Origin of the sequence: Leptospira bourretii (assembly GCF_004770145.1) — a bacterium.
Lineage (GTDB): Bacteria > Spirochaetota > Leptospiria > Leptospirales > Leptospiraceae > Leptospira_A > Leptospira_A bourretii.
On record NZ_RQFW01000016.1, the window covers coordinates 185462 to 201706 of the forward strand.

16 protein-coding genes are annotated in these 16245 nt (G+C 39.8%); 13 read left to right on the top strand and 3 right to left on the bottom strand.

Annotation, left to right across the window (positions count from 1 at the left end):
* Window positions 1–131 precede the first annotated feature (131 nt).
* Window positions 132–1520, top strand: coding sequence for an ammonium transporter (locus EHQ47_RS11165; protein WP_135748988.1), 1389 nt, complete (start codon window positions 132–134; stop codon window positions 1518–1520).
* 20 nt (window positions 1521–1540) lie between these two features.
* Window positions 1541–1885: a P-II family nitrogen regulator gene (locus EHQ47_RS11170; RefSeq protein WP_004786287.1), complete on the top strand. Its 345-nt coding sequence runs from the start codon at window positions 1541–1543 to the stop codon at window positions 1883–1885.
* A 68-nt stretch (window positions 1886–1953) separates the two neighbouring features.
* Here EHQ47_RS11170 and EHQ47_RS11175 read toward each other — a convergent pair whose 3' ends face one another.
* From EHQ47_RS11175 to EHQ47_RS11185, 3 genes are read right to left on the bottom strand one after another with little or no spacing between them, the layout of a single operon-like run.
* Window positions 1954–5259, bottom strand: a complete 3306-nt coding sequence (locus tag EHQ47_RS11175) for a GH36-type glycosyl hydrolase domain-containing protein (protein ID WP_244290322.1) — start codon at window positions 5257–5259, stop codon at window positions 1954–1956.
* A complete protein-coding gene (locus EHQ47_RS11180) occupies window positions 5256–6959 on the bottom strand; it encodes an ABC transporter ATP-binding protein/permease (RefSeq protein ID WP_135748987.1) in 1704 nt (567 codons plus the stop codon). The genes EHQ47_RS11175 and EHQ47_RS11180 overlap by 4 nt, the downstream gene beginning before the upstream one ends.
* 48 nt (window positions 6960–7007) lie before the next feature.
* Window positions 7008–8357, bottom strand: coding sequence for an adenylate/guanylate cyclase domain-containing protein (locus EHQ47_RS11185; RefSeq protein WP_135748986.1), 1350 nt, complete (start codon window positions 8355–8357; stop codon window positions 7008–7010).
* Between the two features lie 156 nt (window positions 8358–8513).
* On the opposite strand from EHQ47_RS11185, the gene EHQ47_RS11190 reads away from it, so the two are divergent.
* The 11 genes from EHQ47_RS11190 (at window position 8514) to EHQ47_RS11240 (ending at window position 16235) form a co-directional block, all read left to right on the top strand.
* Window positions 8514–9404: an alpha/beta fold hydrolase gene (locus tag EHQ47_RS11190; protein WP_135777201.1), complete on the top strand. Its 891-nt coding sequence runs from the start codon at window positions 8514–8516 to the stop codon at window positions 9402–9404.
* The gene (locus EHQ47_RS11195) at window positions 9389–9982 is read left to right on the top strand and encodes a TetR/AcrR family transcriptional regulator (RefSeq protein WP_135777202.1); all 594 of its coding nucleotides are present in this window, start codon (window positions 9389–9391) and stop codon (window positions 9980–9982) included. The genes EHQ47_RS11190 and EHQ47_RS11195 overlap by 16 nt, the downstream gene beginning before the upstream one ends.
* Before the next feature lie 49 nt (window positions 9983–10031).
* Window positions 10032–11945 carry a threonine--tRNA ligase gene (gene thrS / locus EHQ47_RS11200; protein WP_135748983.1) on the top strand — a complete coding sequence of 638 codons (1914 nt, stop codon included), beginning with the start codon at window positions 10032–10034 and terminating at the stop codon, window positions 11943–11945.
* A 48-nt stretch (window positions 11946–11993) separates the two neighbouring features.
* Complete coding sequence (locus tag EHQ47_RS11205) at window positions 11994–12875, top strand: hypothetical protein (protein WP_135748982.1); 882 nt, start codon at window positions 11994–11996, stop codon at window positions 12873–12875.
* Window positions 12876–12965: 90 nt separating this feature from the next.
* Window positions 12966–13529, top strand: coding sequence for a translation initiation factor IF-3 (gene infC / locus EHQ47_RS11210; RefSeq protein ID WP_135574438.1), 564 nt, complete (start codon window positions 12966–12968; stop codon window positions 13527–13529).
* Between the two features lie 8 nt (window positions 13530–13537).
* On the top strand, window positions 13538–13738 hold the full coding sequence (gene rpmI, locus EHQ47_RS11215) for a 50S ribosomal protein L35 (RefSeq protein WP_002988170.1): 201 nt from the start codon (window positions 13538–13540) through the stop codon (window positions 13736–13738).
* 3 nt (window positions 13739–13741) lie between these two features.
* Complete coding sequence (rplT, locus tag EHQ47_RS11220) at window positions 13742–14095, top strand: 50S ribosomal protein L20 (RefSeq protein WP_002975326.1); 354 nt, start codon at window positions 13742–13744, stop codon at window positions 14093–14095.
* A 57-nt stretch (window positions 14096–14152) separates the two neighbouring features.
* Window positions 14153–14791, top strand: a complete 639-nt coding sequence (locus tag EHQ47_RS11225; RefSeq protein WP_135748981.1) for a hypothetical protein — start codon at window positions 14153–14155, stop codon at window positions 14789–14791.
* Window positions 14792–14796: 5 nt separating this feature from the next.
* On the top strand, window positions 14797–15114 hold the full coding sequence (locus tag EHQ47_RS11230; protein ID WP_004785025.1) for a cell division protein ZapA: 318 nt from the start codon (window positions 14797–14799) through the stop codon (window positions 15112–15114).
* Window positions 15111–15695, top strand: coding sequence for a 5-formyltetrahydrofolate cyclo-ligase (locus EHQ47_RS11235; protein ID WP_135748980.1), 585 nt, complete (start codon window positions 15111–15113; stop codon window positions 15693–15695). Before EHQ47_RS11230 ends, EHQ47_RS11235 begins: the two co-directional genes overlap by 4 nt.
* A gap of 36 nt (window positions 15696–15731) precedes the next feature.
* Window positions 15732–16235, top strand: coding sequence for a chemotaxis protein CheW (locus EHQ47_RS11240; RefSeq protein ID WP_135694931.1), 504 nt, complete (start codon window positions 15732–15734; stop codon window positions 16233–16235).
* The last annotated feature ends 10 nt before the right edge of the window (window positions 16236–16245 follow it).

Sequence of the window (16245 nt, forward strand, 5' to 3'; positions counted from 1 at the left end):
AGAATTTAGACAAAATGGAGGGTTTTTAGGCATGAATTGTTTTTTTTCCGGTCTCTGGTCCCTGGAATTCAATTTGGGTACCAATCTTGCACTGTTACTAAGCAAATAACATGGAAAGGAAACATGGTAATATGAAACAGTATTTCAAATCAATCGCCTTCCTGCTCCTGGTTGTTCCGATGTTCCTTTTTGCAGATGAAGCTGCAACCGTCGCGAACCCGGCGCAAGAAACCGCAAACGCAATCCAAACTTTGACAGTTGGTTTAGACACCTTATGGGTGCTAGTCGCTGGTATGTTGGTATTCTTTATGAATGCCGGTTTTGCTCTCGTTGAATCGGGTTTTGCTCAATCAAAAAACACCGTAAACATTCTCGCAAAAAACTTTATCGTTTTTGCAGCTGCAACGTTCTCTTATTGGGCAATTGGTTGGGGTTTGATGTTTGGTGACGGATCTCCCTTTATGGCAACGGAAGGTCTTTTTTTCTTAGGTGGAGCTGATAATTCTCCCGCCATTGGTGATGCTTACCAAGGTGTGTATTCCTCTATGAATTGGACTGGTGTTCCTCTTCTTGCAAAGTTTTTCTTTCAGTTGGTTTTTGCAGCAACGGCAGCAACCATTGTTTCTGGAGCAGTAGCAGAACGAATTAAATTTCATTCTTTTCTTATCTTCTCTTTTATCCTTGTAGCAGTTATGTATCCATTCACAGGTCACTGGGTATGGGGTGGTGGATGGATTTCCGCACTCGGTTTCCATGACTTTGCTGGTTCTACCGTAGTACACTCCGTAGGTGGTTGGGCAGCTCTTGCTGGTGCCATCGTTCTTGGGGCAAGAAAAGGAAAATTTTTGCCAGATGGTAGAATTAAACCAATCCTTGGTCATAACATGACATCTGCAGCACTTGGAACTCTTATCCTTTGGCTCGGTTGGTTTGGATTTAACCCTGGTTCTACTATGGGAGTAGGTGACGGAAGTGTAATGTCACATGTTATTGTGACTACTAACATTTCCGCAGCACTCGGTGCACTTGCCTCCACTGTGACTGCTTGGATCATTTTGAAAAAACCTGACCTTGGTATGATTCTTAACGGAACTCTTGCTGGTCTTGTGGGAATCACTGCTCCCTGTGCGATCGTAAGTCCTACATCTGCCGCTATCATTGGAGCGGTGTCCGGGATTTTAGTAGTATTGTCTGTTCTTTTCTTCGACAAAATCAAAATTGATGACCCTGTTGGTGCAACATCTGTTCACTTAGTTTGTGGTATCTGGGGAACACTAGCTGTAGCAATTTTCGGATACGAAGGCGCGCCTGCTGGAGTAGAAGTTCCTTCTATCTTAACACAAATTTACGGAATCTTAGCAATCGGTGGATTCACTTTTGTTGTCTCTTTCGTATTGTGGTATGTGTTGAAACTCGCTGGTGGAATCCGAGTGGGTGAAGAAGAAGAACTCAGTGGTTTGGATCTTGGGGAACATGGAGCGGAAGCTTACCCTGATTTCAATATCCGAGCACGTGGTTAAGGGAATAGGAGTATAACATTATGAAAATGATCATTGCAATCATCCAACCACATAAGTTGGAAGAAGTTAAAGCAGAATTAACTAAAAACGAAATCTATCGTCTAACAGTGTCTGACGTTCAAGGTTACGGACAACAAAAAGGGAAAACAGAAGTTTTTCGTGGTCACGAATATACTGTAAACTTACTTAGAAAAGTTCGTTTAGAAATCGCGGTTAATGATGAATTCGTAAAACCAACTGTTGATGCAATTTTGAAAGCAGCAAAAAGTGGGGATGGAAAAATCGGTGACGGAAAGATTTTTATCTCTCCTCTCGAAGAAGTCATTCGAATCAGAACTGGCGAAAAAGGAAAAAGCGCCATTTAAAAACTTCCTTTCCTCAAAGGAAAAATCGGAAAACGTGTGGGGAAAAATCCCTACACGTTTTTTCTTTTTTATCGTAGTGTCAAAATCAAATGATTGTGATCATTTTTTAAATTTAATTCAAAATCTCGGAACTTTACTCGAATGCCACCTCTGCGGTAGTGGTTTTCTTTTCTCTGGAATGGGACGGGTTTTCCATTCATTTCGACTGATTCCATACTCGCATTTTCTGATTCTACATGGTAAATGATTTTTAAATCTTTTTCTAAAAATCGAACATCCCATTCAAACCCATCTAAACCTTTTGGAAGGATAGGATCTATTTCTAGGGCGTCGAAAAAAACACGAATCCCAAACAAACATTCATATACTAGTTTGATATAAATTCCTGGACCGCTAGAATAAACACGCCATCCGCCTTCCAAAGGGATTTTGCCCGCTAACAAATCTTTATACTTTTCTTTTGCTTCATACCGATCAAAAAACAAACCATCGGAGCTCGAATAATAACAGTTTGATTGTCTATGGTTACTTGTTGGAACTTTCTTTTGGATTCCAATGGGGTTCACTAAGTTTAAGTTGTAAAAAAAATCTTCGGACTTACCCATATACGCCAATGCTTCACAATAACGTAAATGGGCGTGAGTGTACATAAGTCCAATTTCCCTTCCAAAGTAACTGGCTGTTTCTGCTCTTTTGAATTCAAGGTTAATTCCATCTGAATAAAGAATGGGTGCATCGAATAAACGAACTCCATCTGGACCAGTTAGGAATTTTTTAATGAGTGTTAAATGAAACTCTGCCTCTTTGGAATCCAACACTTCCGCTAATATTCCATAAATCATGGGAAGGATACTATATCGGATTCCGGTTTTTGTATCACTCGGGTGTAAAAAAAATTTTTGGGAATTTATATCATCAAAGTATCGTAAACCGGTAAGGGTTTCCTCCGCCATACAATGTTCTTTGATATTTTGTTTGATGGTCTCTAGTTCTTTTTGGTAAAATTCCACTTTATGTTTATCATCGGTTTGCTTGTAAATTCGGACCAGTGCCTGATAGGTAAGCGATTGTAATTCGGCAGTCCAAGTGCTGACTGCATGAGTTCGGAATTTTTCTTTCACTGGTTGTAAGGAATCATTCCAATCCCCATTTCCATAGATAGGAAGGTTTGTGTTTGCCACCAAACGTTTATTTATGAGAGAAATCGTTTTCTCTACCGCATCCAAAATCTTTTTGGGTTCTTTTCTATGAATTCCATTGGTTTTAAGATCAAGGAAGGAAAGATCACCCGTTCGTTCTAAGTAGGTTGAGAGAGCAAGAATGGGCCAATAGACAATGTCTCCATGTGAATCGCTAGCTCGAATCGTTTTGTCACGAGGATAGAGCATAAACCATTGCGGCCAATCACCATCCTCATTTTGTTCTTCAAATACAGTAAGAAGTAGTGTTCTACAAGATTCGAAATCACCCGTGGTAAGTAAATATTCAAAAGCACCTTGGCATACATCTCTCGTTCCCCATCCTCCTCCCGAATACTGTTCGAGTCCTCTTGGATTTAAATAGTGAATGTGTGCATTTTGTTCGAACCAAGGAAGGATTTCTTTGATTTGGTGGAAAACTTCTAATTCCTGGTTTTTAATTTTTCCGATTGGAAGATTCTTTGTATGGGAAAAAACATATGTTAGGTTATCTTTTTTGTTTTTTGGTGTGAGAGAAGGCGTCAAATTTCCTTGGATCGAAAACTGAAGGTTTGATTTTACTTGTATCTGTGCTGTGAGATAGGATTGACCTCTAGATTTCCCATCCAAAAATAAAAGTGAATCATCGGAAACTTTCCATTGACTGAGGTCTTCTCCACAGATTCGGAATCCTTTTCCTTCCAATCTTTGGAATAGGGGAGAATTTGGATTTGGTTGTATATAGATATTGGTTTTATTTTTTGTGATCACAGGCGGGAGTTCTAAAGTTCCGTTATCTCCATCAAGGGCAATGTGAAACGATAAAAGAATCTGTTTCACCTGTGTAGTGTTTGTTGCCATTTGAATTAAAAATTGATGCTCGTTTGTGGCCTCTACCTGGATACGTAAAACTTCTTTTCCTAATAAGTAGATCCACTCCATCTGGCTAGGTTCCATTATCACGAAGGAAGGTGAGTCCAAAAGGGCAAACCCAGAATCCTCTTCTATAAAAATACGAAATCCATAAGAATGGAAAAAGTTTAGATAACTATGGTTACGTGATAGGTATTGGTTGATGCTCGTATGACCTTCTGTAAGTTGGGATAAAAAAATCCCATTAAAATAGCAAGTTCCTGTGAGCGAAGATTCCTCGGGAACTTTGGGAATCCCTGTCCTTAGAATTTGCCCATGAGGTCTGAGACAAAGGGCCTCTTTTTCTTTTGAGACTACATGGGTGGATTTATCTGTAAAAAAAGAAAGAATCTTGCCCGAGGTAGAAAATTCCACTTCTCTCCATTCGTTTGGAAATAGGGCTTTTAAATCAGATTCTGTGGCAGTTTCACCTTTGATTCGTTTTGCGGTAGAAAAAAGACTTTGCGAACTTTGGAAATTTTCAGTTCCCCAATTTGGACTCTCGTTCCAGCCCATTCGAATCTTTTGAATTAGGGTTTGAACTTCAGGAAAGGATATTAGGGTTTTTAGGTCAGCGAATAGGTAACCATAAAAACATGTTTCTTCTGACTCTCCAGGAAGTAATCGGGTTTTTTGTCTTTCAAGACCAATGATCGAATGTTCACCTTGTCTTCGTTTTGCGGGAAGTTTTTTTCTTAAGCCATCTGGATATAAGTCCAATCCATCAGTAACAAAAGATGAAATGGGACTAGTGCTAAACAAAAAAGTGGCTGGGTTTTTTCCTGCTACGGGTTCGTTTTGCCTAGAAAGAATGCCATAACCATATTCCTTTGTGTCGATCGGTTCATGGTGGATGTAATGGCAAACAAAGAATTCGTTTAATCTAGATGCACCATAATCGCAAATTCCTATATCTTGTACATAAACCAAATCATAGTCCAATGTTTCCTTATTATTGTTTGTAATTTGTATTTTGTATCGCCAAACAGGGAGATTTGGATGGAGTTCCAAAGACAAGTTGTAATCCATTCCATGAATTTTTCCTTGGGAAAGATAAAAAGAATCAATAATTTGAAATTGGGAATTTGTATTGGATCCAAGGAGGGGATATAAAACCAATCCGTCATTTGTATGGATTCGTAAAAAAATATTATTTATGTTCGGCTCCATTTCATTTCCAAGATAAAGATTCACAAACAAATCTTCAAAACGAATGGAATGTATATTACCGTTGGATAAAAATTGAAAATTTAGTTCTGATTGGTTTTTGATGGATTGTTTCAATGTTTTTCTGCTCTTGTGGTTGAACTTAAGGTCCATTTCCCAAAATGAGAAATGTCCAGGTGATGGTCATATTCCAAAACGGTTTCTTCATCCTTTGCAATTACAACAGTTGTCACTCCCAGTTTGTGAAAGAGTTTCAAAATTTTTGAAATTTCAAATTTCCCAAGGCTTGATCCTGGACGATCCAAAATCAAAAACTTTGGTTGGGCAAAAAGAACACGGATGACTGCAATTTTATACTTTTCAGCTAACGATAGTTCCTCGTTCCATTCCTTTAAGGTTCTTAGACCACCGAAACGACGCACCAAAGTTTCAAGTCCCATTTTTTTAAGTTCAACAAGAATTTCCGAATCGGATACGTCGAGGTTTCTGTATGCAGGAACAATCACATTGCGGAGTCTACCAGGTGGCAAATATGGTTGTTCTGGTAAAAAAAGAATTTCTTCTAAATTTGGTTTTTTGATTTTACCTTCACTGTGATTACTGATCCCAGCAATGGATCTGAATAAACTCAGTTTCACTGTTTCATCTGGGGAAGTCAAAAGCCAACGTTCTCTTCTTTGGATCTTTAAGTCTAAACTATCTACCAATAGTTTGGTTCGGTCATTGGAATATAAGGTAAAGTGTTCAAAATTAATTTCATCAGAACTATAGTTTGTTTCTCGTTTTTGTTTTTCATCGGCTTCTGAGTATAACATTGCTGTTTCCAGTGAATTCAATCGTTTGACCACAGCAGAAAAAGCAGAGATGGATTGGAATTGTGTCACAATCAAAGAAAAAGCATTGAGTAAAGTAGTAAATGCAAGGGCCGCTTGGGTGATGACTCCAAATTCAATTTCTCCTCTCATATAACTGGGAGCGATGATGAGCATGGGTATGATTTGAATGAAGTAGTTATAATTGTTTGTAAAAAAACTAAGTCGCAAATTTACCGAAATGAGTTTACGAAAATTATTCACTAATTTGCGAAGTCTTGATTTTAATCGAACGGACATCCTTGCTTCTCTATGAGTGACTGCAATGGACTCTGCATGTTGGCGGATATGCAAAAGATCGGCCCTATAACTTGCTTCCATATCCAATTGATCGTAGTTAAGACGAATGAGCGATTTTCCTAGAAAGATGGTGGATATCGTTCCAGAAAAAGCATACCCAACTGCTACCAAAAACAAAATAGGGTTAATGCTCCAAAGAACTCCAGAAAAGGAAATTGCAGAGAACACTCCACCGATAAAAAGTAAGGTGAAAGAAATCGTTGTGGTGGTGAATGCTTTGACATCATCGGTAATCCTTTGGTCCGGGTTTTCAATGCCAGGGCCGCCAATGATTTTTTGGAATGTTCTTTCTGTTAAATAATTCTCAGTGAATTTCCAGGTAAGTTGTTCTCGCCACAAGATACCAAGTCTTTCCTCTGCATATCGATTGATGGAACCGATTCCTGAAGATATAATAAAAACAATCGCATAAAGAATAGCATTTGTATAAAAGGCAGTTACGTTTTTTTGTTCAATGGACGATATAAAATCACGACCCACATAACTGTTGATCACATTGAAAACATTGAATGAAATGACAAGGATTAAGAGGGTGATTGCATAGCGGATAGCAGCTGGGCCTTGTTTGGAATTGATGAGCTGCCGTATTTTATCTGTTAATCGAGTCCAGTTTTGAGAGTTTTTTCTTTTTTTATCTAAAGGCATTACTTAGATCATATAAAACAGAATCTTTTGGTAAATGCAAGGAGGTTTTTACGATTCAATTGTTTCGATGGTGAGATCCATTGTGACTTGATTCCAGATTGATTCTAAATCGGCATTCCATTCTGAAGGAAGATTTTCGCGAATGGAAGAAATAAGGATTGGTACTAGTTTCGGAAATTCTTTTTTAGAGATACCAATGGACTCATAAATGTTTGTTAGTTTGGATATTTCTTTTTTTAAAGAATTTCGATTTCCTAATTTTTCAATAATCGACTCAATTACCGATAAAAACTCAGAAGAATGAACAGGGAATTCTTCTGAGTTTAAATGAAGATGTAAGTTTTCTTCGACAAAACTTTTTAGTTTTTCTGTATAGGCTTCTATCCAATGTGGATTGTGTTCTAAAACATGATCAAATGATTTTTGGATGCGGAGGATCGAATCCGAAACTTTAAAACCAATCACCGAATAGGCTGCCATTTTTTCTGACTTACCTCGAAGTTTTGTGATGATCTTTTTATTCACAGAAAGAGAAGGGCCGATTAAATGATAAATTTCATCGGAGACTAAAAAGTTTGTATTTGTTTTTTTGTTTAGTGCTTCCAAACGACTTGCCACATTCACAGTATCCCCAAGCACTGTTTGGCTTTTGTACTCGGAGTGGCCGATGTCTCCGTAAATGACATTTCCTGCATGGAGTCCAATGCGAATGTCAAAGGTAAAATTAAACCTATCTTTCATTTCTAAATTGAATTTTTTCAATTGATCAAACATACGAAGGCAAGCACGGATTGCGGAATGAATGGTTTCTTGTTTTGCTTTTTTGAAACTTTCTTCGTTTTTTATAGCCTCTTCTTTGTTTCCAATCTGGAAAAAAGCTAAAATTCCATCTCCAATGAATTTATCAATTTCTCCTCCATTGTTGAGGATTGGTTCACTCATTTCCTGAAAGAAACGGTTTAGAACAAAAACAACATCATAAGGCAAACTAGATTCGGTAAAAGCTGTAAATCCTTTGATATCAAGAAAAAGAATCACCGCATAACATTCTTCTCCTGTTTTGGAAGATTTGGATTCGCTTGTAACCGTTTTTAAATCTTTATTATCTTTTATGATCCTACGCAGCGTAACATCTCCAAACACTTCCGTTTGGCAGGCAAGCCTGATCTCAGAGGGCCAACCTTTTCTATCTGCGAGAGTTTGTTCTCTATCGTTTCGAGAACTAAGATACTGAAGTCCATCTGTCACAAAAACACGGCAAGTTGTACATTTGGCATTTCCTCCGCAAAGATGGTAGAGGGGATATTCATGTTTTAGGGCAGTTTCCAGGATAGTGGCTCCCGGTTTGTTTGTTTTTAGGGGAAAATTCTCTTTGTCTTCGAAGGTAACAATGGACATGGATCACCAATCTTTTTCGGGTTATTGAATCATCTTGCGGTCAAAAAGGAAGGGCAAGTCGGAAAACACTTCGATTTTAGAAAAAAAAATCTATATTTTGAGTCATCTTGATAAAAACTAATTGCATTAGTTAAATAAACTAATAGTATTAGTTTTATGAAAACTAACTACCACAAAATGATTTTATTTTTCCCATTTTTTTTCCCTTACTTTCTTTGGGGAAAAGATCTAACACCGGAGCTTACGACAAAAACTTTTTATTTTCAGACAAATGAAGGCCAAGTTGCTTACACAAAAGAAGGTAAGGGCAAACTCAATATAATTTTACTTCCAGGGATTGGGGACAGGAAGGAAAGTTATATCGACCTTGCGAAGATTCTTGCCAAAGAGAATTCTGTGTATCGTTTTGATTTACGAGGACTTGGAGAATCGGATTCCAGTTTTTCTTCCTATGGACCTAAAGAAACAGCAGAAGATATTTTGGCATTTATCCGGGAGAAGGATTTACGAGATGTCTATATCATTGCAAATTCGATGACCGCAGCATCGGCTGTGTACATTCGTTCGAAAGAAAAAACTAGGGTTTTGGGTTTGGCTCTTTCTGGCCCTTTCGTTCGAGATAAAGAACCAATCTCTTTCGGAATGAAGGCCCTCATCCATCTTGCCTTCCGCGGACCTTGGGGACCTAGTGCCTGGGTTTCTTTTTACGAAACTTTATTTCCAGTCCATCCTCCCCAAGATCTGAAAGAAAGATCTGAAACATTAAAAATGAATCTAAAAGAAGAAGGTCGTATGGCAGCTGTTAGATCCATGTTACTTGCCCCCAAAACGGAATGTGAGGAAAACTTACCACAGGCATCAGGCAATGTCCTTGTGGTGATGGGTTCAAAAGATCCCGATTTTGATTTCCCCAAAGAAGAAGCCGAATGGATCGCCAATACTTTGGATGGATCAGTCAAAATTTATGAAGACGTTGGTCATTATCCTTTTGTGGAAGAACCTTCTCGATTTGCATCCGATGTAAAACTGTTATGGCAAAAAAAATAAAACACAAACCAGGTAGACCCAAAAAAGGCCAAACACAAATCACAAGAGAATTTGTTTTGGATTCAGCCTGGAACTTGGTGATGGACCAGGGACTTTCGGAATTTCGTCTGGTAGGACTTGCCGAAAATTTAGGAATCCGTACGCCCTCACTTTACAACCACATCCGCGATTTAGAAGATCTGCGTAGGGAAATGAAAAGAAGATCCTTGCAAATATTAGGTGATAGGCTTTCCCTGAAGTCCAAAACTTCGGGCGGTGGATCCGAACGAATTTCCGAATTTTTAAATACTTACAGAGGTTTTGCGAAGACTCACCCCCATGTTTACCCCTTAACCATTGAATCGACAGAGTCCGACCCAGAATTAAAACCCTTGGGCGACCGGATTTTGGAAATTTGTATGGAAGTCTTTCGGTTCCAATCCTTGGATGAAACCGCAGTCCATAGGATTCGAATTTTACGTTCTCTCTTACACGGGTTTATTGTTTTAGAAGAAGCCGGTGGGTTTGGCCGGAAAGAATCCATCGAGGATAGTTTTAAGAAAATAACAGAATCATTGGAATCTGGTAGACTCTGGTAAAACTTTACTTTTCGGGAGAATGTGTCTGCGAAAACCTGGGTAAAGAATTATGGCAGCACTTACAATCACACTACCAGATGGAAGTTCCAAGGAACTAGAATCGGGTAAATCCTTTTCTGATTTCATCCAAGCCCAACTGCCTTTCTTGAAAGAGAAAGCTTTAGCCGTTGTTTTGTCCGATGGTCGCACAGTTGACCTTTCCTATATCCCTACGACGAACACTACAGTAAAGTTTCTCACCTTTGATGACACAGAAGGAAAAGAAGTTTTCCACCATTCTTCTGCCCACTTACTCGGTATGGCTGTCCAAAGGCTTTGGCCAGAGGCTCGCCTGACTGTTGGTCCAGTGATTGAAAATGGTCCTGGATTTTTCTTTTATGATATTGATTTTGGAACCATCATTTTAACCCCTGAGGACCTTCCAAAAATCGAAGCAGAAATGGCAAAGATAGTCAAAGAAGATCTCGTTGTCAAACGTTGGGAACTTTCCAAAGAAGAAGCCATTGAAAAATTTAAAAAAGAAAACGAACCTTATAAAGTAGAACTCATCCAAGGATTCGATTCCGCATCTGTTTCGTTATACGGACAAGGGGAATGGTATGACCTTTGTCGGGGACCTCACGTGGCCCGTACTGGTCAACTCAAAGCTTTCAAACTCACTGCCATTTCTGGTGCGTATTGGAAAGGGGACTCCAAAAACAAACAGCTCACTCGTATTTATGGTGTGTCTTTTCCCACCAAAAAACAGTTAGACGAATATATCTTCCTCATCGAAGAAGCTAAAAAAAGAGACCATAGAAAACTGGGAAAAGAATTGGATCTTTTTAGTTTCCAAGACGAAGCTCCTGGATTTCCTTTTTGGCATCCAAAGGGAACTGTTCTTTGGAACACTCTTGCTTCTTACATTCGGGAAGAATGTTTTAGACGTGGGTACCAAGAGATTAAAACTCCTGCGATTTTAAATTCCTCTCTTTGGAAAAAGTCAGGCCACTGGGATAATTTTAAAGAGAACATGTATTTCACAGACATCGATGAAAGTGAATTTGCAGTAAAACCCATGAACTGTCCTGGGTGTTGTTTGATTTACAAATACCATATGCACTCGTACAGAGAACTTCCTCTTCGGTTTATGGAACTTGGGAATGTACATCGCCATGAAATGTCGGGAGTTCTTCATGGACTTTTTCGTGTAAGGGCCTTCACACAAGACGATGCGCATATCTATGCACCACTCGAAAAAGTAGAATCAGAAGTCGAAGACATCATTGACTTTACATTTGATGTGTATAAAAAATTTGGATTTACTGAATTCAAAACTTTTATTGCGACAAGGCCAGAAAAGTCACAAGGAAGTGATGAAGATTGGAATCTCGCCACACAAGCATTACACGATGCATTGAAGAAAAAAGGAATCGAATACGGAATCAAAGAAGGTGACGGCGCTTTTTACGGTCCTAAAATCGAATTCAATATTAAAGATTCACTTGGAAGGTTATGGCAATGCGGAACCGTACAAATTGACTTTTCTATGCCGAGTCGTTTTGAACTCGACTTCACTGCATCGGATGGAAAAAAACATGCACCAGTGATGATCCACAGAGCCATCTACGGATCTTTGGAAAGGTTCATTGGAATCCTCATCGAACACTTCGAAGGGAAATTCCCACTTTGGTTAAATCCGACACAACTTCGTGTCTTAACTGTGGCAGAAGTACACAATGATTATGCAAAAGAAGTATATCAAGATTTGGTAATGCAAGGTTTCCGTGTCGAGATCGACCTTCGTAATGAAAAGATTGGAAGTAAAATTAGGGATTCCATCCTAAAACGAAGCAGTTACACTTTGATTTTAGGTGATAAAGAAAAAGAATCAGGTTCTATCTCCTTCCGAAAGATGGGAGAAGAGAAAACAGAAACAGTTTCTCGAGATGGATTTTTATCTTTATTGAAGGGTGATCTTTAAATAAAGAAATTTCTTGACTAACACTTGGGGGGATCTACACTCCCTCCAGTGCCACAAAAGCTAATCATCACCAAACAAATCGACCCGGTCATTTACGATTTGGATCTTCCCATCCATCCACCGTATGATGCCCGTGATGCGTTCGATGCCATACCCATGCAGCTCCTTCCCTTTGCGGATGGCCTAACTGTGGGTTGGAAGGTGAGTCCTATGCAGTTTGTCGATGGGCTTGGTCGTGATTTAAAGTTAGATTGTCCAAGCATTGTCATCACCGGGGGACAAAACCTAGGGGATACTCCTGTAGTGCTCTATGTTGTTGCGGCTTTTTACGATAAAGAAAATCGCCTGCTTTCCTGCCAGACAAGCGAACATATTGTCCAACCTTGGGAAAGTTACGATATCCCAGGACTTTGGAGTCGATTTCCATTTCCCATCACCGAAATTGCCAGAGCCTCTGTGGGGATTACCTCCTACGGTTGGGAAGAATCCAGGCCAGAAGAAACCCAGATCCTTTCCAAAAAGAAACCAAAACCCGAAACCAAATACGAATGGAAACGGGATGGGGGAGTGGTTGGATCTTATAGTTTCCAAAAATGGAACCCAGGTGCTGGGGATCTCCTTCTTGCCACAGAACCTCTCTCGAAAGAAAACCGTGTCCGGATCCGTTTGGAGCGCCGAAAAAGCGAAGGGCTTAGTTACTTGGCTCTCGTCCAGTCCCAGTCACCAAAACATTCTGTCAAAACCCACGATCATTTGATCCAATATGCCATTTATACGGAAGAAGGCCGACTTTGCCATGGCGGGTCTTGTATGGGAATGGGAAATCACGGGGATTTGGTCTCTCTGGTTCCCATTTTGCCAGAGTTATTAGAGTCTCCCTCCTTGTATTTAGAACTGGTAGTCTGGGAAGGTCCTTCCGGCACGCTTTAACTCCTTTCCGGACGCAATTCCCAAAGAAATGTACTTGCGTGCCTCGTTTTTCATCCGAAATTGGAAATTGAAAGAAATTTCGGAGACTGAATGCAGAAACGGCCCAACCCTAGAGGGAACCCAAACCAAGATAAATTCGCCCACATCAGAATTAACGAACAAATTACCAATGTAGCATCGATCCGACTCGTCTCTGACGAAGGGTCTGACATCGTTACTCTGGAAGAAGCTCTGAAAAGAGCTAAGGAAGCTAACCTTGATTTGGTGGAAGTCTCGGGAGACCAAGATGTTCACGTCTGTAAGTTGATCGATTTTGGAAAATACAAATTCGAACTTCTTAAAAAAACGAAAGAAGCGAAAAAGAAACAACACGTTGTCACGGTGAAAGAAATTAAAATCCGCCCGCGGATTGATAACCATGACTTCGAGATTAAGAAGCGTCATGCTTTAGAATTCTTGCAAAAGGGTGATAAAGTAAAAGTGACTCTTCGATTCCGAGGCAGAGAGATGGTTCACTCTGAAATTGGAATGAATATTGTTAACCGGTTTGTCGAGGACCTAAAAGAGCATGCCTCTCCCGAAAAAATGCCGGTACACGACGGAAAGACGATAGTGGTCGTGATGAACCCAATTAGTGAGAAACCTAAAGGATAAAAACAACTATGTATAAGCTGAAGACAAATAGGGCAGCAGCCAAACGTTTTAAGTTTACCAAGTCTGGTAAAATTAAACGCGGTTGTGCGTTCCGACGACATATCTTAGAGAAAAAATCTCCTAAGATGAAACACCAAAGCCGTGGAATGCACCTCATCCACGAAACCGATTATAACCGTGTAGAAAAACTTCTACCTTACGGAGGTTAAACGATGCCACGCGCAGTCAACGGAACCATCCATAAGAATCGTAGAAAAAAAGTTCTCGCTAAAGCAAAAGGTTTTAGAGGCGGACGTTCTAAACTTTTCAGAACAGCAAAATCTGCTGTGATGAAAGCTGGTCAATGGGCATACCGTGACCGTAGAAAGAAAAAGTCCGAATTCCGTAAACTTTGGATTACGAGAATCAATGCTGCAGTAAGAGAAAATGGAATGTCTTATTCAAAATTCATCCATGCACTCAAAACACACGGAATCAACTTAGATCGTAAAACTTTGGCTGACCTTGCTTACAACCACAAAGAAGTATTCAACGCCATCGTAGAAAAAACCAAAGTCGCTAAGTAAATTAGTGCTTGATTGGAATAGAATGGCTCGGCTATTCTATTCCATCGGATTGTTATCATGTTAAAAATCGAAACCATTGAAGAGCTAGAAAGTAAAGTTGTTAAGGCTTTGGAGTTAATCCAAGACCTGAGAACGGAAAATGCACGCCTGGAGACGGAAAACGAATCCCTCCGTGCGGAAAACGACCAAATGAAGCTCGCAATGGAGGAGAAGGAACGTGAACTAAAAACACTTCGTTCCCAACTCCAAGAAGCAAATGATGAGTTAAACCAACTCCGCGAAAGGGAAGGACTTTTGGAATCCAAAGTCCACCAACTCCTTGGTCGTTTGGACGGACTTCCTACCACAGGAAGTTCGGCTCCCAAATCACAACCAAACACAGATTCTAGTCCTGTAGAACCGGTGGTTGCAGCAGGATCTGCGGCAATTCCTAGTCTCGTGACAGACGAAGATGATGAAATCATTTTACTTGATGAAGACGAATCAGAATTCCAAACAGAAGATGTTTTGGAAAAACCCCCTGCTTCTGCGTCCTTTGAAAAAGAAGAACTCGTTGTCGAATCAGAGGAAGAAGTTCCTACCGTAGAAATCGATGAAGATGATGACATCATCATTGACGACGATGACGAAGCGATCAGTGTGTTTGATGCTGACGACGACGATGATTTTTTAATTATCGAAGACGATCCTAAATAAATTTTATGGCAGAGTCTGCCCCAAAGTCACAGAAAATCACCAAACAGATCTTTGGTGAAACTTATACCATTGTAGGTGAGGCTTCCTCGGGGTATATATCTGAGGTGGCTGATTACGTAGAATCTCGTTTGAATGATTTGTCGAAGGCTCTTCCTGCGGCATCCAAAACAAAATTAGCAGTGCTTTGTGCTCTCAATTTAGCAGATGAACTATTTCAAATGAGAGATGTCTCCGCAAAGGCAAAAGAAAATCCCGAACTAGAAGAACGAACAAAGAAGATCATTTCTCTATTAGAAGAGGGGATCATTGGGGATCATTTTTGAATCCAATTTCTAAAGAAGATGCTAGGAACATTCTAAAAAAAAACCTTCCGAACCTTCCGGAACGGGAAGACCATGAAGCGGCCATCTTAAAACGATTGTACCCGCTTTTGCAAGGTAAATCAAAAATCATCACATATGCACCAGACCTTCGGTACGAAGTGGACGTACTTCCAATCATCGAGTCCTGTCCTCTCCCGAGGCCCACAGGGTTTATCGAAGCCAGACATTCTGCCAAATGGTTCTTTCCTCGGATGGATGCAGAAAAAAAACTACGGTTCCTTCGTCCCTATTCCTTTGAAAAGAATGCAATGGGACTTTTTGAGCCTATTGGAGATGAGGAGATCTCCGTAGAGGATGCCGATTTGATTCTTGTGCCAGCCCTTGGATTCAATGAAAAAGGATACCGGTTGGGACGAGGAGGTGGGTATTATGATCGCATTTTAAATTCAGAATCTCTCCAAAAGAAAACAGTAGGACTTAGTTTTTCTAAACTTTTTCCCGTCCCATTTGTTGCAGAGAATCACGATTTAAAAATAGGAAAAATGATTACGGAAACTCAGATTCATTCGTTTTTAGATTGAATCCGTGAAGGATTCTGACACGATTCCAGGTAGCATATGGACCAAGAAACATTACTCACATCCCTGGCGGAAAAAACCAAAATGGAACAAGAGTCCGATCTGGGAGACTTGGAACAGTTCCTTACGTTTACCATTGATAAAGAATTTTTCGGAATTCGTTTACTCTTGGTACATGAAATTTTAAAACCAGTTTTAATCACTCGGATTCCCAATGTAGATGATTACATTTTAGGTGTGATCAACCTCCGCGGAGAGATCATTCCCATTGTGGATTTGAAAAAAAGATTCCATGGCGCCGATTCTGAAATTTTTCCAATTTCAAGAATCATCGTCATCATGTTAGATGAAAAAAGAATCGGTGTCCTCGTTGATGAGGTCAAACAAGTTGTCAAAATCCAAAAAGATTTTATCAGTTATACAACGGATGACTTGTCGTTAAACTATAGTAAGATGGTTGAGTCGGTATCTAGATACGAAGACCATTTGATTTTGAATTTGGATTTGGAACAAATTGTTGATTTTGTTTCATCCGCAAAGTAACGAGAAAGGG

Excerpts from the sequence above, each read along its gene's own strand:
- EHQ47_RS11165 (WP_135748988.1), top strand. The coding sequence starts at position 132 with ATGAAACAGTATTTCAAATCAATCGCCTTCCTGCTCCTGGTTGTTCCG.
- EHQ47_RS11170 (WP_004786287.1), top strand. The coding sequence starts at position 1,541 with ATGAAAATGATCATTGCAATCATCCAACCACATAAGTTGGAAGAAGTT.
- EHQ47_RS11180 (WP_135748987.1), bottom strand. The coding sequence starts at position 6,959 with ATGCCTTTAGATAAAAAAAGAAAAAACTCTCAAAACTGGACTCGATTA.
- EHQ47_RS11185 (WP_135748986.1), bottom strand. The coding sequence starts at position 8,357 with ATGTCCATTGTTACCTTCGAAGACAAAGAGAATTTTCCCCTAAAAACA.
- EHQ47_RS11190 (WP_135777201.1), top strand. The coding sequence starts at position 8,514 with ATGAAAACTAACTACCACAAAATGATTTTATTTTTCCCATTTTTTTTC.
- EHQ47_RS11195 (WP_135777202.1), top strand. The coding sequence starts at position 9,389 with ATGGCAAAAAAAATAAAACACAAACCAGGTAGACCCAAAAAAGGCCAA.
- thrS (WP_135748983.1), top strand. The coding sequence starts at position 10,032 with ATGGCAGCACTTACAATCACACTACCAGATGGAAGTTCCAAGGAACTA.
- infC (WP_135574438.1), top strand. The coding sequence starts at position 12,966 with ATGCAGAAACGGCCCAACCCTAGAGGGAACCCAAACCAAGATAAATTC.
- rpmI (WP_002988170.1), top strand. The coding sequence starts at position 13,538 with ATGTATAAGCTGAAGACAAATAGGGCAGCAGCCAAACGTTTTAAGTTT.
- rplT (WP_002975326.1), top strand. The coding sequence starts at position 13,742 with ATGCCACGCGCAGTCAACGGAACCATCCATAAGAATCGTAGAAAAAAA.
- EHQ47_RS11225 (WP_135748981.1), top strand. The coding sequence starts at position 14,153 with ATGTTAAAAATCGAAACCATTGAAGAGCTAGAAAGTAAAGTTGTTAAG.
- EHQ47_RS11230 (WP_004785025.1), top strand. The coding sequence starts at position 14,797 with ATGGCAGAGTCTGCCCCAAAGTCACAGAAAATCACCAAACAGATCTTT.
- EHQ47_RS11240 (WP_135694931.1), top strand. The coding sequence starts at position 15,732 with ATGGACCAAGAAACATTACTCACATCCCTGGCGGAAAAAACCAAAATG.